We start from the raw sequence: 24,357 nt of genomic DNA on the forward strand, positions 1-24,357 counted from the left end.
GGCAGCCGGGCCCGGTGCGGTCTTGAACGAAACGGACGCCTATCGCGAATGGGCGGCCTCCGGTGCCGTGCGCTGCTGGTGGGCGCAGCGGGCGGGGGACGACCACCTGCAGCGCGTGGTGCCCGACGCCGCGGCCGACGTGATCGTGTCCTCGACCGGTGCGGCGTACCTGGTGGGGCCGACCCTGCGGCCCGCCGTGCACCTGGTGCCGCGGGGATCGCAGCTGCGCGGACTGCGGGTGCGCACGTCGGCGGTGGCCGCGGTGCTCGGGCTGCCCGGGCACGAGGTGCGGGACGCGGTGGTGCCGTTGACGGCGCTGTTGCCGGACGCGGCGGCGCGGTCGGCCGCGGAATCGGTGTGGCGCGGGGAGTTCCCGGACGCGTTGCGGCCCACGCCCGGGGACGGGCGGGTCCGGTACGCGGTGCGCCGGATCTGGAGCGGAGTGGCGCTGGACGACGTCACGGCGGAGATCGCGGTCACCGGCCGCCAGTTGCGCCGGCTGTTCACCGAGCACGTCGGCCTCGGCCCGAAGGCGCTGCAGCGGGTCGCCCGGTTCCAGCGGTTCGTCCGGTCCGCGGACGCGCGCCCGGTCCCGCTGGCCGCCGCGGCGATCGCGGCCGGGTACGCCGACCAGGCCCACCTGACGCGCGAGACGCGGGAGCTGGCCGGCGTGACGCCGTCGGTGCTGGTGCGCGAGCGGCGCGGCCTGGTGGTGCCGGACGGCGAGGGTGCGCTCGCGCTGTTCTAGCTAGGTGTATGAGGTCGTGACGTTGGTGATGCCGGTGTGGGGCTTGGATGCCGGTTGCCGGTTGCAGTGTGGCCGATGGTAGTTGTCGCTGGTCCAGACGTGGACGTAGAGGAACTCTTCGGCCAGGATCCAGTTGTAGCGCTCGATTGTGCCGTTGTGCCGTTGTGGCGTGGGGTGTAGGGCGTGATCCGCTGGTGGCGGGCGTCGCGGAGCATGGTGGCGAAGTCGCGGGCGCGGTAGCAGGCGCCGTTGTCGGTGACCACGCGGTGGATGTGGGTGATGCCGTGGCGGGCGAAGAACGCCCGCGCGCGGTGGACGAACCCGATCGCCGTGCGGGCTTTCTCGTCGGGCAGGGCTTCGGTGTAGGCCAGGCGTGAGTAGCCGTCGATGGCGGAGTGCAGGTAGGTGTAGCGGGGCCGCTGGCCTCGGGTTTTGACGCGGGCGACCTGCCGGTCCTGGTCGCTGCCTTTGCCGTGGACGCGCCAGGCGCCGCCGTCGGGGATTTGGCCGGTCTTTTTTCACATCGAGGTGGACCATGTGACCGGGCCGGCGGGCGATGATGCGCCGCGGGGCCCGATTGGTGGGGTCGAGGAACCGGCGCCGGTTGAGACCGAGTTGCAGTAGGTGGTGGCCGACGGTGCGAACCGAGATGGTGATGCCATCGGCGGTGAGTCAGGTGGCGATGCGAGGGCGGAGTATTTCCACTTTCGGCGCAGCTGCTCGATCCGGGTTACCACCTCGGCTGGGGTGGCGGTGGGCTGGGCGTGCGGGACGCTGGGCCGGTCGAGCAGACCCGGCCTGGCCGTAGCGGCGCCAGCGGTTGACCCGCTTGGACGCGCACTGGCGGGAAATGCCCATCTCCGCGGTGTTGCGGGCGATCGGGCGGGTCTGGCACCGCGCGACGAGCCGGCCCCCTGTCTCAGACCCCCTCAGCCGACACCATCGTCATGACCCGCAACAGCTAGGTGTGCTCGGAGACCAGCACCGCGCGGGTGCCGGGTTCGAGCGCCTGGAAGATGTGCTCGACGTCGCCGGGGTAGGCGATGTAGTCGCCCGGGGCGAGTTCGACCGGCTCGCCGGCCAGGCCGACCAGGGCGCGTCCGGCGCTGAGCACGACGTGTTCGACCACGCCGGGCATGTGCGGGTCGGAGCGGCGCGGCTCGCCGGGCTCGGCGGCGATCCGGAACAGGTCGCGGCGCGCGTTCGGCGGGCACGACGCCACCAGCGTCGCCACGTAGTCGGAGCGTTCCGAGTAGAACGTGGGCCCCTCGTCGGCCCGGATGACCTGCACCTGCGGCCGCCGCGGCTCGACGAGCCGGGCGAACGGCACGTCGAGCACCACGCTCAGCGCCCAGAGCGTCTCCACGCTCGGGTTGCCGCTGCCCGCCTCCAACTGGGACAGGGTCGACTTGGCGATACCCGCGCGCTTGGCGACCTCGCTGAGCGACAGCCCGGTGCGGGCGCGTTCCCGCCGCAGGGAAGCCGCGATGACGTCCAACGGTGCACCGCGATCGGCCATGTGTTCGCTCCATAAGTCCAGTCGTTCGGATTGACGAACGGTTCGCCCGTCGTTCAGTATAAGAGGCGATGCGTACGATCTACCGAACACTCGACCGGCGCCTGATGCGCGACGTGGCGCTGGTGGCGCTCGCGGACGGCGTCGTCGGGGTCTCCTACGGCGCGATCAGCACGGGGTCCGGGTTCGGACCGTGGCTGCCGGTGGTGTTGTCGCTGGTGGTCTTCGCCGGCGCCGCCCAGTTCCTGTTCGTCGGGCTGGTGGCGGCCGGGGGCAGCCCGTTCGCCGCGGCGGTCGCCGGATTGCTGATCAACAGCAGGCACCTGCCGTTCGGCATGGCGGTCGCGGACGTGCTCGGCGGTCGCGGGCGCGTGCTGGGCAGCCACCTGATGACCGACGAGAACGTCGCGTTCGCGATGGCGCAGGAGGACGCGGGGCGGCGGCGTACGGCGTACTGGGCGTGCGGCATCGGGATCTTCGTGTGCTGGAACGTGGGTGCGCTGGCGGGGGCGTTCGCCGGCACCGTCATCGGCGACACGGACGCGTTCGGGCTCGACGCCGCGTTCCCGGCCGTGCTGCTCGCGCTGGTGCTGCCGTCGCTGGAGGACCGGTCGACGCGGCATGCCGCGCTGGCCGGCGCGGCGGTCGCGCTGGTGGTGACGCCGTTCCTGCCCGCCGGCCTGCCGGTGCTGCTCGCGCTGGCCGGGCTGCTCGTCCTGGTGGGGCGGCGATGACGGTCCCGTTGCTGATCGCGATCGCGGTGCTGGCCGCGGGCACCTTCGCGTTCCGGTTCGCCGGCCCGCTGCTGCGCGCGAAGATCCGGGTGCCCGACCGGGTGCAGAAGCTGATGGGCATCGCGGCGGCGGTCCTGCTGACGGCCGTCGTCGCGACCAACGCCCTGGCCGAGGGTCACTCCTTCGCCGGTTACGCGCGGCCCCTGGGGGTGGCCGTCGCGGGGGTGCTGGCGTGGCGGAAGGCGCCGTTCCTGGTGGTCGTCGTGTCGGCCGCGGCCGTCACCGCCCTCCTCCGGCTGGCCGGAGTGCCCTAAGAGCTGTGCAGGCGATTGGCCTCGGTGCGGATCGTGTCCGAGAGTGCCGCGGTCGGGCCGCGCGGGGTGGCCGAGCGGGTGGACAGCAGGAATTCCACTTCACCCGGGTCGGGGAGGTTCTGGCTCGGCGGGAGTTCCACCAGGCCGGCCGGGATGAGGCTGCGGGCGAAGACCACCACCCCCAGGCCGGCCAGCGCGGCGGCGCGCAGGCCGTTCAGGCTGCCGCTCGTGCACACGATCCGCCACGGTTTTCCGTTGCTCTGCAACGCTTCCAGCGCCCTGGCGCGGGTGATGCTCGGTGGCGGGTAGGCGATCAGCGGCACCGGTGCCTCGTCCTCCACCGCGAAACCCTCGCGGCCCACCCACACCAGCGGGTCCGTCCACAACGGACTGCCCGTCTCGTCGCCGGGACGGCGCTTGCCCAGCACCAGGTCCAGCTCACCGGCGCGCAGCTTCTCGTACAGCACACCGGACAGGTCCACGGTCAGTTCCAGGTCGACCAGCGGGTGCGAACGCCGGAACTCGCGCAGGATCTCCGGCAGCGGCCCGACGACGAAGTCCTCCGAAGCGCCGAACCGCACCCGGCCACGCAGCTCCGGGCCGGTGAAGTACGCCAGCGCGCGTTCGATGTCCTCCAGGATCGTGCCGGCGAACCCGATCATCGCCTCGCCGTCCGGCGTCAGCTCGACCGAGTGCGTGTCACGCAGCAGCAGTTGCTGCGAGGTGAGTTCCTCGAGCTTGCGGACGTGCTGGCTGACCGTCGACTGCCGCAGCCCGAGCCGCTGCCCGGCCCGGGTGAAGCTGCGGGTCTCGGCCACCGTCAGGAAGGTGCGCAGCCACACGGGATCCAGCACCGCCACCTCCATCGCGATCCGCGATAGCAGTTATGTTGCTCATCATACTTCACAATCGTCGAGGGCCGGCGGACGATGGATTGCGTGATGTCTCCCTTCGCGCTGCTGGCCAAGCTCCGGATCGACCCGTTCATCGTCGGCATCCTCGCCGCGGTCGGGGTCGCCTGCCTGGTACCGGCGCGCGGGCAGGGAGCCGAGGTCGCGGACTGGGTGACCACGATCGGCGTCGGCGCGCTCTTCTTCCTCTACGGCGCCCGCCTGTCCACCGCCGAAGCGATGGCCGGCCTCAAGCACTGGCGGCTGCACCTGGTGATCCTGGCGTCGACGTTCGTGCTGTTCCCGCTGCTCGGGCTGGCCTCGAAGCTGCTCGTGCCCGCCGTGCTCACCCCGGCGCTCGCGGCCGGTGTGATCTTCCTGTGCACGCTGCCCTCGACGGTGAACTCCTCGATCGCGTTCACCTCGATCGCCAAGGGCAACGTGGCCGCGGCGATCTGCGCCGCCTCGTTCTCCAGCCTGCTGGGGATCATCGTCACCCCGCTGCTGGTCGGCCTGCTGCTGCAGAGCACCGGTCACGGGTTCTCGCTGGACGCCGTCACGTCGATCGTGCTGCAGCTGCTCGTGCCGTTCGTCGCCGGGCAGATCGCGCGGCGCTGGATCGGCGGATTCATCACGCGCCACAAGAAGATCCTCGGCCGCGCCGACCGCACGGTGATCCTGGCGGTGGTCTACACGGCCTTCAGCGAGGGCGTGGTCGCCGGGATCTGGCACCAGCTCACGCCGCTCGCGCTGGGCGGGCTCGTGGTGGTCAACCTCGCCCTGTTCTACGTCGTGTTCTGGATCCTCAAGCTCGTCACGCCGAAACTCGGCTTCGACCGCGCGGACCGCGCGGCGATCATCTTCGCCGGCTCGAAGAAGAGCCTCGCCAGTGGTCTGCCGATGGCCGCCGTGCTGTTCCCGGCGCAGACGGTGGGCTTGATCGTGCTACCGCTGATGCTGTTCCACCAGGCCCAGCTCATGATCTGCGCGGTGCTGGCACGCCGCTGGGGCGCGCAGGCGGAGGCCGGTCAACCCGCTGTCGCCGGGGTGCGTTAACGGTTCCCAGGAGGCGGACCTCGTTTCCCACGTTTCGGACGCCGGTTACCATTGCGCGCATGACGTCGGTGATCGAGCGCCTGCGAGGGGAGTCCCCGGCGTTCTCCATTGAGTTCTTCCCGCCCCGCGACGCGGCCGACGAGGCCGTGCTGTGGCGGTCGGTGCGCGAGCTGGAGCCGCTGGACCCCGCCTACATGTCGATCACCTACGGCGCGGGCGGGTCGAGCCGCGACGGCACGATCCGCAGCATCGCGCGGGTGGCGACGGAGACCACGCTGGTCCCGATGGCGCACCTCACCGCGGTCGACCACTCGGTCGCCGAGCTGCGCAACGTCATCGGCTGGTACGCCGCGGTGGGCGTCCGCAACATCCTCGCCCTGCGCGGCGACCCCCCGGGCGACCCCTATGGCGAGTGGGTGCCGCACCCGCAGGGCCTGCGCTACGCGGAGGAACTGGTGTCGCTGGTGCGGTCGCTGGGCGACTTCTGCGTCGGCGTGTCCGCGTTCCCCTACGGCCACCCGCGCTCGCCGGACCTGGACACCGACACCAAGTACCTGGTGCGCAAGTTCCGCGCGGGGGCGGACTTCGGGATCGCGCAGCTGTTCTTCGAGGCCGAGGACTTCCTGCGGCTGCGCGACCGGGTCGCCGCCGCGGGCTGCGACGCGCTGGTCATCCCCGGTGTGATGCCCCTGACCACGCCCCGCACGCTGCACACGACGATCCGGCTGTCCGGTGCGCCCGCGCCCCGGCGGCTGCTGGACCGCCTCGAGCCGCTGGCCGGTGACCCCAAGGCGTTCCGCGCCGAAGGGCTGGACGTGGTCACCGAGCTGTGCGAGCGGCTCATCGCCGAAGGCGTGCCCGACCTGCACTTCTACACGTTCAACCGGTCCAAGGCCACGCGTGAGGTCGTGCGCAGGCTCGGCCTGGTCCCCGCGCGGGCATAAAGGCGTTGCCCCGGTTCGGTAGGTTGCGTCCATGGGTGTGCACCAGATCTGTGACCGGTTCGTCGAGGACTTCGCCGCCGCGCACCCCGTCGCGGCGACCGAGATGGGCATCCCGGGCTACGACGACCAGCTGACCGACTACTCCCCGGAGGGTCACGCCGCCCGCGCCGCGATCGCCCGGCGCGCGCTGGACGCGGTCGCCGCCGCGGAGCCCGCCGACGCGGGTGAGCGGGCCGCGAAGGCCGTCTTCACCGAGCGCACGGGCCTGGACCTGGAGATGCACGACGCCGGGCTGGACGTGGCGTCGTTCAACGTCATCGCGAGCCCGGTGCAGGACCTGCGCATGGTGTTCGACCTCATGCCGACCGACACGCCGGAGCAGTGGGCGGCCATCGCCCAGCGACTGGGGAAGGTGCCGGAGGCGGTCGACGGCATCCGCGCTTCGCTCCTGGCCGCCGTCGAGGCGGGCAACGCGCCCGCGCTGCGCCAGGTCACCAAGGTCGCCGACCAGGCCGAGACGTGGGCCGGGCTGTCCGGCGAGACCGGGTACTTCGAGAACCTGGTCGCCGGCGCGCCGGACGGTGCGGTGCGCGCGGATCTCGACCGCGGAGCCTGCGCCGCCCAGGAGGCCTACGCCGAGCTGGCCGGGTTCCTGCGCGCCGAGCTGGCGCCGAAGGCCCGGGTCAAGGACGCCGTCGGCGAGGACGCCTACCGGCTCTGGTCGCGTTACTTCATCGGCGCGAGCCTCGATCCGCGCGAGGCCTACGAGTGGGGCTGGACCGAGTTCCTGCGCCTGGAGGCCGAGATGAAGGCCGTCGCCGCGCGCATCGCGCCGGGGGGCTCGCTCGCGGACGCCGCCGCGGCGCTGGACGCGAATCCGCGCTACCGCGTGCAGGGCCGTGAGGCGTTCCAGCGGTGGATGCAGCAGCTGTCCGACACCGCGCTGGCCGACCTGCGCGGCAAGCACTTCGACATCCCCGACCCGCTGATGGCCCTGGAGTGCCGGATCGCGCCGCCGGGCGGCGGTGCGGGCGCGTACTACACGGGCCCCAACGAGGACTTCACCCGCCCCGGCCGCATGTGGTGGTCGCTGCCGCCGGGCCGCGACGAGTTCTCCACGTGGCGCGAGGTCAGCACCGTCTACCACGAGGGCGTGCCGGGGCACCACCTGCAGATCGCGACGGCCGTGTACGAGCAGTCGCTCAACCGGTTCCAGCGGCTGCTGGCGTTCACGTCGGGCCACGGCGAGGGCTGGGCGCTCTACGCCGAGCGGCTCATGCAGGACCTCGGTTACCTCTCCGACGACGGCGACCTGCTCGGCATGCTGTCCGAGCAGCTGTTCCGGGCCGCGCGGGTGGTCGTCGACTTCGGGATGCACCTGGAGCTGGAAATCCCGTCCGGCACCGGGTTCCACGAGGGTGAGCGGTGGACCCCCGACCTCGGGCTGGAGTTCATGCTGACCCGCACCATCACCGACGAACCGCTGGTGCGGGACGAGATCGACCGCTACCTCGGCTGGCCGGGCCAGGCCCCGGCGTACAAGCTGGGGGAGCGGCTGTGGATCGAGGCCCGCGAGGACGTGCGCAAGCGCCAGGGCGACGCGTTCGACCTCAAGGACTTCCACACGAAGGCCCTCCGCCTCGGCGGCATGGGACTGGACACGCTGCGCGAGCAGCTGGCCGAACTCGACTAGCGAGGAGCACGTGATGCACCGGGTCTTCCTGGTCACGCCGCCGCCCCCGGCCTAGCGGGGCGGTCCACTCCACACACCACACGGCATCCCGCAGCCCGGCGTGATGCCGCACCGCCCCGCGTCCTGGGCATGTCTGTCCATTCCTGACGCTGGAGCGGTTTTCCCATGTCTGTTTCCGTCGACGCGCCCGCCCGCGCTCGATCGTCGTTGATCCTGTTGCTGTCCGGTGTCCTCTGGGGCACCGGCGGGCTGGCCGGGTCGCTACTCGCCCGCCGCGCCGGGCTGAGCCCGGTTTCCGTGGCCACGTACCGGTTGCTGCTCGGCGGCGCCGCGGTCGTGCTGTTCGTGTGGCTGTCCGGCGGCCTGCGCGGCGTGGTCTGGACCAGGCCGGTGCTCCGCCGGATCGCGGTGGCCGGCGGCCTGCTCGGCTCGTTCCAGGCCGCGTACTTCGCGGCGGTGGCGCTGACTTCGGTCGGCATCGCGACCATGGTCACCATCGGCAGCGTTCCGGTGTTCGTCACGGCGGCCACCGCGGTCCGCGCCCGCCGGCTGCCCGCGCCGGTGACCCTGCTGTCGGTCGCGCTGGCGGTGGCCGGTCTGGCGCTCCTGTCGTCCACACCCGGTCCGGGCGGCTGGCGCCTGGCCGGCGGTGTGACGTGCGCGCTCGCCGCGGGCGCCGGGTTCGCCACCCTGACGCTGGTGATGCGCCGCCCGGTCGAGGGCCTGGACTTCCAGCGGACCACCGCGTTCGGCCTGCTCGCCGGCGGGGCGCTGCTGCTGCCCGCCGGACTGTTGTTCGGGATGGGGATGCCGGTGCGCGCCGACGTCGTCGCGATCGCGCTCTACTTCGGCATCGTGCCCACCGGGCTGGGGTACGCGGCCTACTTCCGGGTCCTGGGCGCCGCGTCCCCCGTGGTCGCGGCGCTGGCGACCCTGCTGGAGCCGCTGACCTCCGCGCTCATCGGCGAGGTTCTGCTGCACCAGCACCTGGGGCTGCAGGGCTGGTGCGGCGCCGCGCTGCTGGGCGCCGGGCTGCTGGTGGGCTACCTGCGGTCCTGAGGCTCCAGGGGCAGGGTGCGGCCGAGGATGGCGAACGGGCGTGGGTCACCGGCGAAGTGGTAGTCGCGCAGCGCGTCGACGAACCCCATGCGCCGGTACAGCTTCCACGCCCGGCTCGGGCCCTCCGGTGTGGACAGCAGCACGTGCCGGTTGGGCACGCCGTCCAGCAGCCGGCGCAGCAGGTCCTCGCCGATCCCGCGGGCCTGGCTCGCGGGACGGACGTGGATTTCGGTCAGTTCGAAGTAGTCGGTCAGCCACTGGTCGGCGAACTGCTCGCCGCCGGACTTCGCCAGCCCGCGCCGCACCTGCTCGTGCCACCACTGGCCGGGCGCGCCCCGGTAGCCGTAGGCGATGCCGAGCATCGTGTCGTCGGCGTCCAGCGCCGCGATGCACCGCCAGCCTTCGCGCAGGGCGTGCGTGAGCCACATCGGCGCGCGCTGCTCGGCCGTGCCCGGCGGGTAGCGCATCGCGTCGACGTAGATCGCCAGCGCCTCCCGCAGCCGGGTGCGGAAGTCGTCGGCGGACAGCTGGGCGTAGTGCAGGGACGTCGTCATGCGGCCACGTCCGCGGGCTGTCCGCCGGTGACGGCGACGAGGTCGGCGAAGGTGGTCGGGAAGACCGACTTCGCGTGCCCGGCCGCGGCCCACACGGTGTCGTAGGCCTGCAGCGCGGTGTCGACGAGGGTGAGCATCGGCGCCGGGTGCCCGACCGGGGCGACGCCGCCGATGGCCTGGCCCGTGTGCGTCCGCACGAACTCCGGATCGGCCCGCTCGACCGACTCCGCGCCGATCAGCGCGGCCAGGGTGGTGGTGTTCGCGCGGTGCGCACCCGAGGTGAGGGCGAGCAGCGGCGCGGTCCGGTCGGCGAACACCGCGCGGAAGACGAGGCTGTTGGCGATGGCGCCGACTTCGACCCCGAGTGCTTCGGCGGCCAGTGCGGCGGTGCGTACCTCGGCCGGCAGGATGCGGATGCCGGCGGCGGCTTCGTGGCGGCCCGCCTCGGCGAGCGCGGCAGCGACCTTGGCCACCGCCGGATGGTCCAGGCTGCTCATACCGATATGAGATCACGGACGGCCACCGCGGGCGACGAGTATCCCCGCTCGGTCGCGGTCACGGTCGCCGCAACGGCCGCACAACGGCTTTCGGCGACCCCGCCCTCGGGTGTGGGCGGGGCGCCCGGCGACCGTGCACCGGCGGTCGCGCACCGAATGATGGCCCGCGGCCATGGGCGCGACGATCGGCGGCCGTCCCGCGGCGCCGCGGGTCCCCTGATGGCAAACCGGTTCACCGGTCGTTCGTCGGGGTGGGTGTGACACCGGGCAGGTGGGCTGGGCGGCGGACCGGCCCGGCGTGACGTCGTGCAGGTCGCCGGGCCCCCGGGCGGTGGTTCCGGGGAATTCTCGTTCGGACCCGATCGTGTGAGCGAAGGCGTTGACGTGCGGCACACCACGTCAATCGAGGACTTGAACGAACACGTGTTCGAAGCTACTCTGGAACTCGCTCGAACAAGAGTTCGACATCCGGTGAGCGCTCGCCGGTCAGGTCATCCGGTGCCGGGGCGGGGGAAGCGCCTCGGCACCGGATGCCACCACCGCACGTTGTCCGCAAGGGAGGGGCAATGTCCATTGCCGTCGCATCCCGCGCCGAGGAGAGGCAGCCGGCGCTGCCGCTAGCGGTCCGTCCGCCGGCGGCGCCCGCCGCCACGGCCCTGCTCGCCGACGCCCGGCGGGGCATCGTCGAAGCCCGGCACGCCGCCCAGCCGTCGCCCCGGTTCATCGCGGCCTACCTGGCCGCACTCCGCGCCGGAGCCGCGGTGCTCGCCGCGCGCGGCCGTCCGCACCGCGGCCGGGCCCGCCCGGCCAGCGTCTGGGTACTGCTCGAAACGGCGGCGCCCGAGCTGAACGAGTGGACGGCGTACTTCGCCGCGCATTCGGCCGCCCGCGCCGCCGCCCAGGCCGGCAACACACGCCGGATCACCCCGGACAAGGCCGACGAACTCCTGCGCCAGGCGGCGCTGTTCGTCGAGCTCGCCCGCGATCTCGTGCACGGCCGCGAGCCGGCCGGCAAGCCGAGCCGAGTTCGGCAGTGCGACGCGCCCCCGGCTCTGGGGAAGGCGCCCCGAAGGCGATGACCGGGCAAGCGCTCATCGACCACGGCCGCCTGCTGGACGTGCTGGGCATCGAGGTCGAGCTGCTCACCTCGACCGCCCGGTCGGTGCCTGCGGACACCCCGGTGCCGACCACGCCCGGTCTCACCACAGGTGAGGTGGTCCGGCACGTCGGCGGCGTCTACCGCGTCGCCACCGGCTGGATGACCGAAGGGCACCGCCCACGGGACTGGCAGGAGGACCCGGCCCCCGGCCAGAGCGGCGAGGAGTACCTGCGGGAGGGGCTGGCGGCGTTGCACCGCGAGCTCACCTCGCACGACTGGGACGATCACGCGGCCACGTGGTGGCCCGCCGACCGCACCTACGGGTTCTGGTGCCGCCGCATGGCGCACGAGACGACCGTGCACCGGATCGACGTCCAGCGCGCGGCGGACGTGATCGTCGACGAGGCCGGTGACGACGTGGCGATCGACGGTGTGGATGAGGTCCTGGCGTTGTGGTTCGCACAGCGCCTGCCGATGCTGGGGCTGTCCGGCACTTCGGCGGGAACGGTCGGGATCCGCACCGGCGGGCACAGCTGGATCGCACGGGCGGGGCCCGGCGAGACCCTCGCCCGGCGCTGCTCCGAGGAGGAGGCCGGCCGGGCCGACGGCACGGTCACCGGATCGCCCGTGGCGGTCTACGAGTGGCTGTGGGGCCGTCGCGGCCACGCGGGGGTCACCTGGGACGGCAGCGACGACGCGATCGGCCAGTTCTGGGCGCTGCTGCGCCTGGCGACGCGGTAGGGGCGGAAAGTCCAGGACGTGGGGAAGCGTTGCTGGATATCGTCCCGTCATGACGACGCGACTGGACAGCCTCGTGATCAACGCGAACCGGCCCCGGGAGCTGGCCGGCTTCTGGGCGGAGTTGCTGGGCTGGACGATCACGCGCGAGGTCCACGACGAGGTCCACGTCGATGCGCCCGGGGTCGACGGGCTGCTGCTCGTGTTCGGCACGGTCCCGGAGGTCAAGGAACCGGGCGTGAAGAACCGCGTGCACCTCGACCTGGCCAGCGCGTCCGCTGACGACCAGGCCGCCACGGTGGAGCGGGCCCTGGCCCTGGGCGCGCGCGAGCGCGACATCGGCCAGGGCGCGGTCCCCTGGGTGGTCCTGGCCGATCCGGAGGGCAACGAGTTCTGCGTGCTGGAGCCCCGCGCGGCCTACACGACGACCGGGGCCGTCGCCGCGGTCGTGCTGGACGCCCGCGACCCGCTGGCGCTGGCGACGTTCTGGGCCGAGGCGACGGGGTGGCGGATCGGCAGCCGGCACCCGGAGATCGTCGGGTTGCGCGCGCCGACCGGGCGCGGGCCGTGGCTGGAGTTCCTGCGCAGCGCGGAGCCCAAGGATCGCAAGAACCGCCTGCACCTGGACGTGGCGCCGTTCGCGGACGGCGACACCGCGTCCGAGTCGGACCGGTTGTGCGGCCTCGGTGCGCGGCGCATCGACATCGGGCAGGGCGAGGTCAGCTGGGAGGTGCTGGCCGACCCGGAGGGCAACGAGTTCTGCGTGCTCTCGCCGCGGTGAGTGTTTCGGCTCCGTTGCGGGTGCGGCGCGGGCGCTGACACGGGTGATACACATCCGTCCACGACCGGCAACACACGTGCGCGATCGTGGCCGGATGGAGATTCGCACCCGAAGAACGCTTCCGGTGGTCGTGGATGAGACGGCGCTCGCCGTCTGGCGGGTCCGCATCCGGATGGAGGACCGCCCGGGCGCGCTCGCCCGCATCGCGATCCGGATGGCCGATCTGGAGTGCAACATCCTGGGGTTGACGGTGCTCCCGGTGCCGGGCGGTGTGCTCGACGAGATCGTGATCCGGCCGGCGACCGGGTTGACCAAGGACCAGCTGGTGACGGCGATCCAGGCCGAGGGGTGTGAGTGCAGCTGCCTCGCGGGCGTGGACATGAGTTCGCTGGTCGACGCCTCCGCAGCGGTGCTGACCGCGGCCGGCCGCGCGGTCGACGACCCGGCGCGCCGCGCCGAGGTGCTGCGCGAGGTGCTGACCGCCGACCTCGTGACGGTGGTGCCGCTGGCGGAGGCCAACCCGGCGCGGGTCGAGGGCGGTCACCGGGCGGTGTTCGCGGTCGGCGAGGACAGCGCGTTGGTGGCCCGTCGCCGGTGGGCGCCGTTCGTGCAGCTGGAACTGGCTCGTGCGGAGGCGCTGCTGGGGCTGATCGAGCGGTCGCGGCGCAACGTGTCCGCCCCGGCGGCGGCGACGTGTGCGGACGGCGCGGCGATCGTGCTGCGCGAGGGCAAGCCCGCTGACGCCGAGGCGGTGTCCGCGATGCACGCCCGATGCTCGTCGAACACGCTCTTCGCGCGCTACCACACCGGCATGAGCAGGATGCCGCGCCGCTGGCTGCACCGGCTGCTGGTGCCGCCGCGGGGGATGAGCCTGCTCGCGGTGTGCGGGCGCGAGGTCGTCGGGCTGGGACAGCTGATTCCGGGCCCGGCCGGCGAGATCGCCGAGGTGTCGCTGCTCGTCGAGGACGCTTGGCAGCGCAACGGCGTAGGCACCGCGCTGATGGCGCGCGTGGCGGAAATCGCGGCGGCGGGCGGATGCCGCCGGCTGGTGGCGGTGTCACTGCCCGGGCGGGACGCGATCTACCGGACCGCGCTGTGCGCGGGGCTGGCGCCGGATCCGCCGGAGGAGGAGGGCCTCCTGCGGATCGACCTGCACCGCGCGGAGCCCCGCGTGCTGAGCGAGCTGTGACGGCTGCGCTCCCGGAGCGGCCGGCGGTGGTGGGAAAGCCCGATTTGCCGGGGCGGCCGCTGCGGTGGGGCGCGGGGCGTGCTGGTGGGGGCGGTGGGTTGCGGGTGCCGGGCCGGCTGGAGGGGATGGTGGGTTGCGGGTGCCGGGCCAGCCGGTGGGGTCGGTGGGTTGCCGGTGCCGGACCAGCTGGAGGGGATGGGTGGCTTGCGCGTGCGTGGGTAGCTGGTGGGGGTGGTGGGTCGCGGGTGCCGGGCCAGCCGATCGGGGCGGTGGGTTGCCCGTGCGGGCCAACCGGTGGGGCGATGGGTTGCCGGCGCCGGGCCAGCCGATGGGGGTGGTGGATTGCGGGTGCCGGGCCAGCCGGTGGGGGACGGCGGGTTGCTCGTGCGGGCCCAGCCGGTAGGGCGATGGGTTACCGTGCCGGGCCAGCTGGAGGGGTCGATGGGTGGCGGGTGCGGGCCAGCCGGTGGGGCGATGGGGGCAGATCCCGCTCGGGGGCCAGTGGGCCAGGCGAGCCGGGTCGGTCGGCGGAGGTCGCTGTGCTCGCGCAGGCGGTCCAGCGGAAGGGCTCTGCGTCGGCCGCAGGTGAGTTGCCGTCCGCGGGGCGGCCTTCTCCACTCCGTCGGAGTGAGGGGTCGTCACCGAGCGGTGTGTGCCACCACGGTCGAGGCCTCCGCCGCGGTCGACGCCCTCATCGCGGACGAATCCACCCATCGCCGTCGAAGCTCCACTGCGCTCGAAGCCCACTGCGGTCGAGGCCCACTGCGGTCGAAACCTCCGCCGCGGTCGAATCCGCCCATCGCACTCGAAGCCCCAATGCAGTCGAAGCCCCATCGCGGGGCGGAGCCTCCACGGCGGCTGGAGGGAGCCGCGTCAGCGGGACCAGAACCAGTCCTTCTCCCGGGCCTGCTTGAGCGCCTCGCGTTTGCGCTCCTTCTCCAGGCGGTCCAGGTACAGCATGCCGTCGAGGTGGTCGGTCTCGTGCTGGAGGCACTGCGCCAGCACGCCCTCGCCCTCGACGGTGACCGGCTCGTTGTGCAGGTCCACTCCGCGCACCACCGCGCGCTTGGCCCGGCGGGTCGGGAACCACAGCTCCGGCACGGACAGGCAGCCCTCGTTGATCTCGTGCGTCTCCTCGGACAGCTCGACGATCTCCGGGTTGATCACGTACCCGAACAGGTTGTCCACCTCGTAGCTGAACACCCGCAGGCTCACGCCGATCTGCGGCGCCGCCAGCCCGGCGCGCCCCGCCGGCCGCACGGTGTCCAGCAGGTCGGTCACCAGCCGCTCCAGTGCAGTGTCGAACTTGGTCACGGGGTCGCAGACCGTCTTGAGCACCGGGTCGCCGAAGTACCGCAGCTCCCGCAACGCCATCGGGTCGTCCTCTCACTCGTTCGGGCTACGAAGAGTAAATCGTGTTCGCCCGCGGTGAGCCAACGGAGGGGAGGTGATCTCAAGCTCTCAACCGCAGCCCCTTCGGTGTCGCGCGGAACCCGGCGTCGCGGAGCACGTCGGCCAGCGCCGAGGTCAGGGCCTGCTCCCCGTCGGCCCGCTGCACCGCCAGCTGACCCAGCCAGCCCTCCCGGACGGCGCGCGACAGGGCGTGCGCGGCGGCCTTCAGCGCCGGCTCGTCCTCGGTGAACGACAGCAGCGACCGCCCGCCCCGTTCGACATACAGCGCCGGCACCCCGTTCACGAGCACCACCAGCGCACCGGCCTTGCGCGCGGGCCGGTGCTTGGTGTCGCCCAGGGCGGCCGGCCAGGACAGCGCCGCGCCGTACGGCTGTGCCGGATCGGTCGCCGCGAGCACGACCGCGTCCGCCATCGGGTCTCCCCGGCGGGTCCCGCCCGGATCCGACAGCGCCCGCAACCGGTCCACCGCGCCACGCGCGGCGAACTGCGCCGCGCCCAGGCCCTCCACGACGTAGCCGCGGATCACCTGCCCCGAGTCCTCCATCGCGCGCAGCACCTTGTAGATCCCGGAGAACCCGCCGGTGACCCGCTCGGTCTCCAGCGCACCTCGCGTGAGCACACCGTGCCGCTCCAGGAAGGCCTCCGTCCGCGCGTGCGTGCGGCGCGTCGGATCGGACTCGCGCAACGGCGTCAGCGCCCACCGGCCCGCCACCGTCGGCGGACCGGTGCGCGAGGGCATCGCCGGACGGCCCGCGCGCATCCGCCCGTACCGGCTGCGCGGCGTCGCCTGTCGCGGCTTGTGGGCCGCGCCCTTGCCCGACACGAGCGCCCGCAGCGGCGCCAGCGTGTCGCCGGTAACCGTGCCGGCCCACACCAGATCCCACAGCGCGCCCACCACGTCCGCGTCGTTCGGCGCGCTGTCCACCAGCGGTGTCACCCGGTCGACCAGCTGGCGGAAGAACAGTGCGCCGCCCTCCAGCGCGGAGAGGATGGCCTCGTGCAGCGGGCTCGTCGGCGCCTCTTCGTCGATCTCCGGCAGCAGCAGATCCGCCACGTCCGCGGGCGCGAGCGACACCCAGCCGTCGCCCCCGGCCAGCGCTCCCGCACCGCACCAGACGACCTCTCCCGCGGTCATCAGCTCGTCCATCAGGGCCGGGTAGTAGCCCGGCAGCCGGCTCGGCAGGATGAGCGACTCCAGGGCGCTCGCCGGCAGCGGCGCGCCCGCCAGCTGCTCGACCACCGACAGCACGTCGTCGACGCTCGGTGCGGCCCGCATCCGCGCGCCGATCCCGTGCCACGACGGCAGGAACCGGCCCAGCGCGGCGGGCTCCACGGGTTCGACCTCGGCCCGCAGTCGTGCCAGCGACGCCCGCCGCAACCGCCGCAGCACCGCCGCGTCGCAGTACTCCGTGCCCGCGCCGTGCGTCTCCGGATGCCCGACCGGGCGCAGCTCGCCCCGCACCAGGCGCCCCTCGGCCGTGAGCCGGTCGAGCACCCCCGTCACCACGGCGGGGCCGAGCCCGAACCGGCTCGCCGCCTCCTGCGCCGAGAACGGACCGCGCGAGCGGGCGTAGCGGGACAGCAGGTCACCGAGCGGGTCGGCCACCGGCTCGGTGAACGCCTCCGGCACCCCGATCGGCAGCGCCACGCCGAGCGCGTCCCGCACCCGTCCCGCGTCCTCAATGGACAGATTGCGGTCGTCGCCCGCGATCCGCACCCGGATCACCCGGCGCTGCGCGATCAGCTCGTCCAGCCACTCCGGCCGAACCCCGCGCGCCGCGGCCTCCTCATCGGACAGATCACCCAGGAACCGCAACAGGTCCGCGGCCTCCTCGGCGTTGCGCGCGTGCCGGTCCGGTTCGAGCCGCTGCAGCGACCGCTCGACCTCGTCGACCACCTCGGCGTCCAGCAGCTCCCGGATCGCCTCGGTGCCCAGCAGTTCGGCCAGCAGGGTGGAGTCCAGCGACAGGGCCGCCGCGCGGCGCTCGGCCAGTGGAGCGTCCGTCTCGTACAGGAACATGCCGACGTAACCGAACATCAGGCTGCGCGCGAACGGGGACGGCGACGGGGTCTCGACCTCGGCGACCTTCACCCGCCGGGCCCGCACGTCGGCCATCAGCTCGCGCAGGCCGCCGACGTCGTAGACGTCCTGCAGGCACTCCCGCATCGCCTCCAGCACCACCGGGAACCGCTCGTACTTGGCGGCCACCGACAGCAGTTGCGAGGCGCGCTGACGCTGCTGCCACAACGGGGTGCGCCGCCGCGGATCGCGCCGCGGCAGCAGCAGCGACCGCGCCGCGCACTCCCGGAACCGTGCGGCGAACAGGGCCGAGCCGCCGACCTCGGCGACGATGATCTGCTCGACCTCCTCCGGGTCGATCAACACGTCGTCGGTGCCGACCGTCACCTCGGCGCCGTCGCTGTCCAGCGCCTCCGGCAGGCGCAGCACGATGCCGTCGTCGGAGTGCATCACCTGCGCGTCCACGCCGCGCTGCTCGCGCAGCCGGGCCGCGATCGCCAGCGCCCACGGCGCGTTGACCTGCGCCCCGAACGGCGAGTGCAGCACCACCCGCCAGTCGCCCAGCTCGTCGCGGAAGCGTTCGAGCAGGATCGTCCGGTCGTTGGGCACGTGCCGGGTCGCCGAACGCTGCTCGGCCAGGTAGGTCAGCAGGTTGTCGCACGCCAGCTCGTCCAGCCCGGCCCGCTGCGCTCGCGCCCGTGCCTTCTCGTCGTCCGAACTGGACAGTTCACGGACGAACGCGCCCAGCGCCCGGCCCAGTTCCAGCGGACGGCCCGGCGCGTCGCCCTTCCAGAACGGCATCCGCGCCGGCTCGCCCGGCGCCGGGACGACGATGACCCGGTCGTGCGTGATGTCGGTGATCCGCCACGACGACGTGCCGAGCAGGATCGTGTCGCCCACCCGCGACTCGTAGACCATCTCCTCGTCCAGCTCACCGACCCGGGACCCCGGGCTGCCGTCGCTGCCCGGCGTCATCACTGTGAACAGCCCGCGGTCGGGGATCGTGCCGCCGGAGGTGACCGCGAGCCGCTGCGAACCCGGACGGCCGCGCAGCTCGCCCGACACGCGGTCCCACGTGATGCGCGGGCGCAGCTCGCCGAACTCCTCGCTCGGGTACCGCCCGGCCAGCATGTCCAGCACGGCCAGCAGCGCGTCGTCCGGCAGCGCGGTGAACGGCGCCGCCCGGCGGACCGTCGCCGCCAGGTCCTCCACCGACCACGGCTCCAGCGCCACCATCGACACCACGTGCTGCGCCAGCACGTCCAGTGGGTTGCGCGGGTAGCGGACCGCCTCGATCGCGCCCGCCGTCATCCGTTCCGACACCACCGCGCACGACACCAGGTCGCCCCGGAACTTCGGGAACATCACCCCCGTCGACACGGCTCCGACGTGGTGCCCGGCGCGGCCCACGCGCTGCAGACCGGACGCGACCGTCGGCGGGGCCTCGATCTGCACCACCAGGTCGACCGCGCCCATGTCGATGCCCAGCTCCAGCGACGACGTCGCGACCACGCACGGCAGCTGCCCGGACTTCAGCTCCTCCTCGACCCGGGTGCGCTGCTCGCGCGACATCGAACCGTGGTGCGCCTTCGCCACCGTGGCCTCGGCGCCGGTGGTGAGGCCGGACTCGCCGATGGCCTCGGCCGGGAACCGCTGCTCGGCGGTCAGCTCGGTCTGCTCGGCCGCCAGCTCGTTGAGCCGGGCCGTCATCCGCTCGGCCAGCCGCCGCGAGTTGGCGAACACGATGGTGGACCGGTGCTGCCGGATCAGCTCCAGCACGCGCTGTTCGACCGACGGCCAGATGGAGGGCCGCCGGACCGCCGCGCCCCCGATCTCCTCCTGCGTGCCGATACCGCCCTCCGAGGGCAGCATCGCGTCCAGCCGCTCCAGCGGGCTCGGCGCGGGCGCGTCCAGGTTCGCCATGTCCTCGACCGGGACCTCGACGCGCACCTCGATCGTCTTCGCCGTCTTCGGCTGCACCACCCGCACCGGGCGGCCGCCGGTGAGGAACGAACTGACCTCGTCGACCGGGCGCACCGTGGCGGACAGACCGATGCGCTGCGCCGGCTTCGGCAGCAACGCGTCCAGCCGCTCCAGCGACAGCGCCAGGTGCGCGCCACGCTTGCCGCCGGCCACGGCGTGCACCTCGTCGAGGATCACCGTCTCGACCCCGCGCAGGGATTCGCGCGCCGAGGAGGTGAGGATGAGGAACAGCGACTCCGGTGTGGTCACCAGGATGTCCGGCGGGGTCTTGAGGAACGTGCGGCGCTCGGCGGGGGAGGTGTCGCCGGTGCGCATGCCCACGGTGATGTCCGGCGGGGTCTGCCCGAGGCGGTGGCTGGCCTGCCGGATGCCGGCCAGCGGGGCCCGCAGGTTGCGCTGCACGTCGACCGCCAGCGCCTTCAGCGGCGAGACGTATAGGACCCGGCAGCGGCGCTGCGCGTCGGCCGCCGGAGGTTCGACCGCCAGCCGGTCCAGCGCCCACAGGAACGCGGCGAGGGTCTTGCCCGAGCCGGTGGGCGCCACGACCAGCGCGTGCTCGCCCGCCTGCGCCGCGCGCCACGCACCCTCCTGCGCCTGGGTGGGCGCGGCGAAGGCACCCGCGAACCAGTCGCGGGTGGCGGGCGAGAACTGCTCGAGCACTGCGGTCACGCAACCATGATGACCGGGGGGTACGACAATTTCTCGCGGGTGCGCACGCGGGGCACCGGCGAGCGTGGCAGCATCACGTCCTGACCTGGGTGGTTCGTGAGGGGAAGAGCTGTGCGCATCCTGTCGGTGGATCTCGGTACGTCCAACACCGTGGCGGTACTGTCCGCGCACGGCCGGCCGCCGCGGGTGGTCGAGGTGGACGGCTCGGCCACCATGCCCTCGGCGGTGTTCGCCGAGGAGAACGGCACCCTCGTCGTCGGCCGCGACGCCGAGCGCCGCGCCCGCCTCGACCCGACCCGGTTCGAACCCAACCCCAAGCGCCGCGTCGACGAGCAGACCCTGCTGCTCGGCCAGGACGTCGTGCCGGTCAACGAGGCGCTGGCCGCCGTGCTGCGCCGCGTGCTCGACGAGACCACCCGCCAGCTCGGCGGCGAGATGCCCGACGAGATCAGGCTCACCCACCCCGCGCAGTGGGGGCCGACGCGGCGCAACGTGCTGCTGTCGGCGGCCCGGCTGGCCGGGATGACCGGTCCGCTGCTGCTCGTGCCCGAGCCGGTCGCCGCGGCCGCGCACTTCGCGTCACTGGCCGGCCGCGCGCCCGCGCCCGGCCAGGCGCTCGCGGTCTACGACCTGGGCGCGGGCACCTTCGACGTGGCGGTCGTCGGCGCCACGGGCACCGGCTTCGCGGTGCTGGCCGAGGACGGCCTGCCCGACCTCGGTGGCCTCGACGTCGACCAGGCGCTGATGGTGCACGTCGGGCGCGAGGTCTCGCACTCCGACCCGCAGCGCTGGCAGCGGCTGCTGCGCCCGGAGTCCACGGCGGACCGGCGCACGCGCCGCGCCCTGCAGGAGGACGTGAAGGCCGCCAAGGAGGCCCTGTCCCGGCTGCCGCAGACCGAGGTGCCGATGCCCGAGCCGTTCAGCGACGTCCTGGTGACGCGCGGCGAGCTGGAGGCGCTGGTCCGTCCGGCGCTGCTGCGCAGCGTCGAGCTGCTCGGCCGCACGATCGCCGCGGCCGGGCTGTCGCCGGACCGGCTGGCCGGCATCTACCTGGTCGGCGGGTCGAGCCGGCTGCCGCTGGTCGGCTCGATGATCGCGGAGAAGCTCGGCGTCGTGCCCAGCAGCCTGGACCAGCCGGAGACCGCGGTGGCGCTCGGCGCGCACCACGTGGCGCGCGACGGCATCAACATGCGCACGCAGAACGTCGAGGGCCAGGTCGCCGCGACCGGCGTGCCCGCCGGGTTCCCGCCGCCCCCGGTCGCCACGGTGCCGGGCACGCCGCCGGGTGGCTACCCGGGCGCGGCGCCCTACCCGCAGGCCGGGTTCCCGCCGCCGTCGAACTTCCCGACGCTGCCCCCGGCCCGGCCCGCGGCGCCGAAGAACCGGAAGAAGCTGATCACCGGTATCGCCGCGGCCGTCGTCGTGCTGCTGGCCGCCGGCGCCACCTACCTCCTCTGGCCGTCCAGTTCGTCCGCCACCACCTTCAGCGCCGCCGACTGCCAGCAGCCGGGCGCGGCCGACCCGCAGGGCTTCACCGGCTGCCTGCGCCAGCTGGCCGGGACGATCGCCGACGGCCAGTGCGCGCCGGGCGCGGGCAGCGGGGACATCGCGCCCCCGGAGAACGCCGACATCGGCGTGCTGGCCACCTGCTCGGCGCCCGCGCTGGCCGGCGCGCAGATCACCTACCTGCACGGGGTGTCGGCCGAGGAGGTCAAGGACTACACCGACCGGCTGCTCGGCGCGGTCGGCGGCAACCAGGTGCAGGCCGCGTGGAAGGGCAACGGCCTGGACGGCAGCTACTCGTCGGCGTCCGGGCGGACCTCCGCGGTGCTGGTGTTCAAGGTCGCCGACCGGCCGCTGGCCGGGGTGATCTACCAGAAGGTGGGCACCGGGCAGACCCCGCTGACGGCGGCGCAGCTGGCCACCTACTTCGAGCAGAACGTCCAGCCCGGGGAATGACTAGCGCCGGTTGCGCATGTGCCAGAGGGCGCGCAGCGCGACCACGATCACCGCGACCAGCACCGCGATCGAGGCCGCGGTCATCAGGGCCGGTCCCCAGGAGGGCATGCCGCCACGGTACCCGCGTCCCGGTCCGCGCCGGTCGCTACGCTGGGTCCGATGCGCATCACCGTGTTCCGCAAGCTGATGGCCGACGAGTTCGGGCCCGGCCGGTCCGAGATGCTGGCGAAGGACCACGTCTTCAGCGGCCTGGGCGGGCGCACCGTCGAGGAGGCGCTGGCCCAGGGTGTCCCGGCGAAGGAGATCTGGCGGGAGGTCTGCGCCGAGTTCGACGTGCCGCCGGAGCGCCGGTGAGCCCCGTGCGGAAAGTTCGCACCTGCAGGTGTGTCGCTCTTGCCTCGAACACGTGTTCGGCTATTCTGTTGTCCACATCGGGGTCAACGATCCACAGCTTCGTCTCGGCGCCCGGAATTGTCGGACCCCGCCCGTAGTGTCGGGCCCACAGCGAACAAACCCGAATACCAGCCCCACAGGCTCCGAAACGACGAGGTGGATTTCCATGCCAGCAGCACCCGACAAGGACAAGGCGCTCGAGCTCGCCCTGGCCCAGATCGACAAGCAGTACGGCAAGGGCTCGGTCATGCGCCTGGGCGAGGAGACCCGCCCGCCCATCGGCGTGATCCCGACCGGCGCCATCGCCCTCGACATCGCGCTCGGCATCGGCGGCCTCCCGCGCGGCCGGGTCATCGAGATCTACGGCCCGGAGTCCTCGGGTAAGACGACCGTCGCCCTGCACGCGGTCGCCAACGCCCAGAAGGCCGGCGGCATCGCGGCGTTCATCGACGCCGAGCACGCGCTCGACCCGGAGTACGCCAAGGCGCTCGGCGTCGACACCGACGCGCTGCTGGTGTCCCAGCCGGACACCGGCGAGCAGGCGCTGGAGATCGCGGACATGCTGATCCGCTCCGGCGCGCTCGACATCCTGGTGATCGACTCGGTGGCCGCGCTCGTGCCGCGCGCCGAGATCGAGGGCGAGATGGGCGACTCGCACGTGGGTCTGCAGGCCCGGCTGATGAGCCAGGCGCTGCGGAAGATCACCGGTGCGCTGTCCAACTCGGGCACCACCGCGATCTTCATCAACCAGCTGCGCGAGAAGGTCGGCGTCATGTTCGGCTCGCCGGAAACCACCACCGGTGGCAAGGCGCTGAAGTTCTACGCCTCCGTCCGGCTCGACGTGCGCCGCATCGAGACGCTCAAGGACAGCGGCGAGGCGGTCGGCAACCGCACCCGGGTCAAGGTCGTGAAGAACAAGGTCGCGCCGCCGTTCAAGCAGGCCGAGTTCGACATCCTCTACGGCGTCGGCGTGTCCCGCGAGGGCTCGCTCATCGACATGGGCGTCGACCAGGGCATCCTGCGCAAGTCCGGCGCCTGGTACACCTACGAGGGCGACCAGCTCGGCCAGGGCAAGGAGAACGCGCGGAAGTTCCTGCGCGACAACCCGGACATCGCCAACGAGATCGAGAAGCGCATCAAGGAGAAGCTCGGCATCGGGCCGCAGGTCGACGCCGAAGCGGCCGAGCCGGCGCCCGTCGACTTCTGATCGATGCCCAGGTTCGATCCGGCGGAGCTGTCCCGGGACGAGGCGTGGAAGAAGGCCAAGGAGGTCTGCTTCGACCTCCTGGCCATCCGTGCCCGCACCAAGGACGAGCTGCGGCAGGCGTTACGGCGCAAGGGTTTCGACGACGAGATCCGCGAGCAGCTGCTCGGCAAGCTGGACGACGCGGGCCTGATCGACGACGCGGCGTTCGCCGAGCAGTGGGTGCGGTCCCGCCACGCGTACCAGGGGCTGGCGCGCACCGCGCTCGTCGCCGAGCTGAAACGCAAGGGTGTCGACGCGGAGGTGGCCGCGCAGGCGGCGGGGGAGATCGACCGCGAGTCCGAGGAGCAGCGGGCGCGTGAGCTGGTGCGCAAGCGGCTGCGCTCGATGACGTCGCTGGACGAGCAGACCGCGACCCGCCGGCTGCTCGGCACGCTCGCCCGCAAGGGCTACCCGCAGGGCCTAGCGTACACCGTGGTGCGCGACGAGCTGCGCGCAGCCGGTGCGGACGAGACCCCCTTGGACGACGCCACCCTGGACTGACCAGCGGCGTGCGCTGGTGCTCGCGGTCGCTTCGGTGCGCGGGTGTTCGTGGGGGCGCGGTCGGTGGTCGTGTGGTGGGTTCGGCGCGGTCGTCTCGTGGCGGTGCCTGCGGGCGTCGGGGTGGCGAGTTCCGGGCTCTCGCCTCCCCCTCTCGGTGAGGTTTGGCGAACACCGCAGTGCGCGGGCGGGGGCCACGGTTGTGGCCCTGCGGGTCCCACCTGTGCTGGCGAATCATCATTCGGGCGAGTGGGTTCCGCATTCGTGCAGGGCGCAGCCGGAGGGGGGTCGCACGCTTGGGAATGGCGGGCCGGTGCTCGGGTGGCGTCGGCGTTGCGAGTCCCGCCTTTCGGCGAGGGTCCAC

At 73.0% G+C, this 24,357-nt stretch carries 21 protein-coding genes and 1 pseudogene; 15 read left to right on the forward strand and 7 right to left on the reverse strand.

Going from position 1 to position 24,357, the window contains the following annotated elements; all coding sequences use genetic code 11:
• The first annotated feature begins 22 nt into the window (after positions 1-22).
• Entirely contained in the window at positions 23-748 is a 726-nt protein-coding gene (locus tag FB470_RS19775) for a helix-turn-helix domain-containing protein (protein ID WP_306993587.1), read from the forward strand.
• Here FB470_RS19775 and FB470_RS19780 read toward each other — a convergent pair.
• Positions 749-1,681 (reverse strand): annotated as a pseudogene (locus FB470_RS19780) (DDE-type integrase/transposase/recombinase).
• 28 nt (positions 1,682-1,709) lie between these two features.
• On the reverse strand, positions 1,710-2,267 hold the full coding sequence (locus tag FB470_RS19785; RefSeq protein ID WP_306993589.1) for a helix-turn-helix domain-containing protein: 558 nt from the start codon (positions 2,265-2,267) through the stop codon (positions 1,710-1,712).
• Positions 2,268-2,335: 68 nt separating this feature from the next.
• Here FB470_RS19785 and FB470_RS19790 point away from each other — a divergent pair, with 68 nt between their 5' ends.
• Both FB470_RS19790 and FB470_RS19795 read left to right on the forward strand, forming a co-directional pair.
• Positions 2,336-2,998, forward strand: coding sequence for an AzlC family ABC transporter permease (locus tag FB470_RS19790; RefSeq protein ID WP_306993591.1), 663 nt, complete (start codon positions 2,336-2,338; stop codon positions 2,996-2,998).
• Positions 2,995-3,312 carry an AzlD domain-containing protein gene (locus FB470_RS19795; protein ID WP_306993592.1) on the forward strand — a complete coding sequence of 106 codons (318 nt, stop codon included), beginning with the start codon at positions 2,995-2,997 and terminating at the stop codon, positions 3,310-3,312. Before FB470_RS19790 ends, FB470_RS19795 begins: the two co-directional genes overlap by 4 nt.
• Here the strand turns inward: FB470_RS19795 and FB470_RS19800 are convergent.
• Positions 3,309-4,166, reverse strand: a complete 858-nt coding sequence (locus tag FB470_RS19800) for a LysR family transcriptional regulator (protein ID WP_306993595.1) — start codon at positions 4,164-4,166, stop codon at positions 3,309-3,311. The genes FB470_RS19795 and FB470_RS19800 overlap by 4 nt on opposite strands.
• A gap of 84 nt (positions 4,167-4,250) precedes the next feature.
• Between FB470_RS19800 and FB470_RS19805 the strand changes: the two genes are divergently transcribed.
• The 4 genes from FB470_RS19805 to FB470_RS19820 all read left to right on the forward strand — a co-directional run bounded on the left by FB470_RS19805 (position 4,251) and on the right by FB470_RS19820 (position 8,954).
• Positions 4,251-5,258, forward strand: coding sequence for a bile acid:sodium symporter family protein (locus tag FB470_RS19805; RefSeq protein ID WP_306993597.1), 1,008 nt, complete (start codon positions 4,251-4,253; stop codon positions 5,256-5,258).
• Between the two features lie 59 nt (positions 5,259-5,317).
• On the forward strand, positions 5,318-6,202 hold the full coding sequence (locus FB470_RS19810; protein WP_306993598.1) for a methylenetetrahydrofolate reductase: 885 nt from the start codon (positions 5,318-5,320) through the stop codon (positions 6,200-6,202).
• 31 nt (positions 6,203-6,233) lie between these two features.
• The gene (locus FB470_RS19815; protein WP_306993600.1) at positions 6,234-7,895 is read left to right on the forward strand and encodes a DUF885 domain-containing protein; all 1,662 of its coding nucleotides are present in this window, start codon (positions 6,234-6,236) and stop codon (positions 7,893-7,895) included.
• A gap of 165 nt (positions 7,896-8,060) precedes the next feature.
• On the forward strand, positions 8,061-8,954 hold the full coding sequence (locus tag FB470_RS19820; RefSeq protein ID WP_306993602.1) for a DMT family transporter: 894 nt from the start codon (positions 8,061-8,063) through the stop codon (positions 8,952-8,954).
• Here FB470_RS19820 and FB470_RS19825 read toward each other — a convergent pair.
• A complete protein-coding gene (locus FB470_RS19825; RefSeq protein WP_306993605.1) occupies positions 8,939-9,508 on the reverse strand; it encodes a GNAT family N-acetyltransferase in 570 nt (189 codons plus the stop codon). The two genes, FB470_RS19820 and FB470_RS19825, sit on opposite strands and share 16 nt — an antisense overlap.
• Positions 9,505-10,005 (reverse strand): YbaK/EbsC family protein, encoded by a 501-nt coding sequence (locus FB470_RS19830; protein ID WP_306993607.1) that lies wholly within the window; start codon positions 10,003-10,005, stop codon positions 9,505-9,507. The genes FB470_RS19825 and FB470_RS19830 overlap by 4 nt, the downstream gene beginning before the upstream one ends.
• A 566-nt stretch (positions 10,006-10,571) precedes the next feature.
• Between FB470_RS19830 and FB470_RS19835 the strand changes: the two genes are divergently transcribed.
• The 4 genes from FB470_RS19835 to FB470_RS19850 all read left to right on the forward strand — a co-directional run bounded on the left by FB470_RS19835 (position 10,572) and on the right by FB470_RS19850 (position 13,812).
• Entirely contained in the window at positions 10,572-11,084 is a 513-nt protein-coding gene (locus FB470_RS19835) for an SAV_6107 family HEPN domain-containing protein (protein ID WP_306993609.1), read from the forward strand.
• Positions 11,081-11,845, forward strand: coding sequence for a maleylpyruvate isomerase N-terminal domain-containing protein (locus FB470_RS19840; protein ID WP_306993611.1), 765 nt, complete (start codon positions 11,081-11,083; stop codon positions 11,843-11,845). The genes FB470_RS19835 and FB470_RS19840 overlap by 4 nt, the downstream gene beginning before the upstream one ends.
• 49 nt (positions 11,846-11,894) lie before the next feature.
• On the forward strand, positions 11,895-12,623 hold the full coding sequence (locus FB470_RS19845) for a VOC family protein (protein WP_306993613.1): 729 nt from the start codon (positions 11,895-11,897) through the stop codon (positions 12,621-12,623).
• A gap of 94 nt (positions 12,624-12,717) precedes the next feature.
• Positions 12,718-13,812, forward strand: a complete 1,095-nt coding sequence (locus FB470_RS19850; protein WP_306993614.1) for a GNAT family N-acetyltransferase — start codon at positions 12,718-12,720, stop codon at positions 13,810-13,812.
• An 873-nt stretch (positions 13,813-14,685) separates the two neighbouring features.
• Here the strand turns inward: FB470_RS19850 and def are convergent.
• Positions 14,686-15,186 (reverse strand): peptide deformylase, encoded by a 501-nt coding sequence (gene def, locus FB470_RS19855; RefSeq protein WP_306993616.1) that lies wholly within the window; start codon positions 15,184-15,186, stop codon positions 14,686-14,688.
• 79 nt (positions 15,187-15,265) lie between these two features.
• The gene (locus FB470_RS19860) at positions 15,266-19,897 is read right to left on the reverse strand and encodes an ATP-dependent helicase (RefSeq protein WP_306993618.1); all 4,632 of its coding nucleotides are present in this window, start codon (positions 19,895-19,897) and stop codon (positions 15,266-15,268) included.
• A gap of 111 nt (positions 19,898-20,008) precedes the next feature.
• Here FB470_RS19860 and FB470_RS19865 point away from each other — a divergent pair, with 111 nt between their 5' ends.
• The 4 genes from FB470_RS19865 to FB470_RS19880 all read left to right on the forward strand — a co-directional run bounded on the left by FB470_RS19865 (position 20,009) and on the right by FB470_RS19880 (position 23,996).
• A complete protein-coding gene (locus tag FB470_RS19865) occupies positions 20,009-21,856 on the forward strand; it encodes an Hsp70 family protein (RefSeq protein ID WP_306993620.1) in 1,848 nt (615 codons plus the stop codon).
• Between the two features lie 159 nt (positions 21,857-22,015).
• Positions 22,016-22,210: a DUF3046 domain-containing protein gene (locus FB470_RS19870; RefSeq protein ID WP_306993623.1), complete on the forward strand. Its 195-nt coding sequence runs from the start codon at positions 22,016-22,018 to the stop codon at positions 22,208-22,210.
• Between the two features lie 205 nt (positions 22,211-22,415).
• Positions 22,416-23,456: a recombinase RecA gene (gene recA / locus FB470_RS19875; RefSeq protein ID WP_017983956.1), complete on the forward strand. Its 1,041-nt coding sequence runs from the start codon at positions 22,416-22,418 to the stop codon at positions 23,454-23,456.
• Between the two features lie 3 nt (positions 23,457-23,459).
• Positions 23,460-23,996 (forward strand): regulatory protein RecX, encoded by a 537-nt coding sequence (locus FB470_RS19880; protein WP_306993627.1) that lies wholly within the window; start codon positions 23,460-23,462, stop codon positions 23,994-23,996.
• Positions 23,997-24,357: the final 361 nt, after the last annotated feature.

The organism is Amycolatopsis thermophila (assembly GCF_030814215.1).
In the GTDB taxonomy this organism is placed as follows: Bacteria; Actinomycetota; Actinomycetes; order Mycobacteriales; family Pseudonocardiaceae; genus Amycolatopsis_E; species Amycolatopsis_E thermophila.

Coding starts and splice junctions, on each gene's coding strand:
- FB470_RS19850 (WP_306993614.1), top strand. CDS start 12,718: ATGGAGATTCGCACCCGAAGAACGCTTCCGGTGGTCGTGGATGAGACG.
- FB470_RS19810 (WP_306993598.1), top strand. CDS start 5,318: ATGACGTCGGTGATCGAGCGCCTGCGAGGGGAGTCCCCGGCGTTCTCC.
- def (WP_306993616.1), bottom strand. CDS start 15,186: ATGGCGTTGCGGGAGCTGCGGTACTTCGGCGACCCGGTGCTCAAGACG.
- FB470_RS19835 (WP_306993609.1), top strand. CDS start 10,572: ATGTCCATTGCCGTCGCATCCCGCGCCGAGGAGAGGCAGCCGGCGCTG.
- FB470_RS19815 (WP_306993600.1), top strand. CDS start 6,234: ATGGGTGTGCACCAGATCTGTGACCGGTTCGTCGAGGACTTCGCCGCC.
- FB470_RS19830 (WP_306993607.1), bottom strand. CDS start 10,005: ATGAGCAGCCTGGACCATCCGGCGGTGGCCAAGGTCGCTGCCGCGCTC.
- FB470_RS19820 (WP_306993602.1), top strand. CDS start 8,061: ATGTCTGTTTCCGTCGACGCGCCCGCCCGCGCTCGATCGTCGTTGATC.
- recA (WP_017983956.1), top strand. CDS start 22,416: ATGCCAGCAGCACCCGACAAGGACAAGGCGCTCGAGCTCGCCCTGGCC.
- FB470_RS19785 (WP_306993589.1), bottom strand. CDS start 2,267: ATGGCCGATCGCGGTGCACCGTTGGACGTCATCGCGGCTTCCCTGCGG.
- FB470_RS19795 (WP_306993592.1), top strand. CDS start 2,995: ATGACGGTCCCGTTGCTGATCGCGATCGCGGTGCTGGCCGCGGGCACC.
- FB470_RS19870 (WP_306993623.1), top strand. CDS start 22,016: ATGCGCATCACCGTGTTCCGCAAGCTGATGGCCGACGAGTTCGGGCCC.
- FB470_RS19825 (WP_306993605.1), bottom strand. CDS start 9,508: ATGACGACGTCCCTGCACTACGCCCAGCTGTCCGCCGACGACTTCCGC.
- FB470_RS19880 (WP_306993627.1), top strand. CDS start 23,460: ATGCCCAGGTTCGATCCGGCGGAGCTGTCCCGGGACGAGGCGTGGAAG.
- FB470_RS19845 (WP_306993613.1), top strand. CDS start 11,895: ATGACGACGCGACTGGACAGCCTCGTGATCAACGCGAACCGGCCCCGG.
- FB470_RS19790 (WP_306993591.1), top strand. CDS start 2,336: ATGCGTACGATCTACCGAACACTCGACCGGCGCCTGATGCGCGACGTG.
- FB470_RS19840 (WP_306993611.1), top strand. CDS start 11,081: ATGACCGGGCAAGCGCTCATCGACCACGGCCGCCTGCTGGACGTGCTG.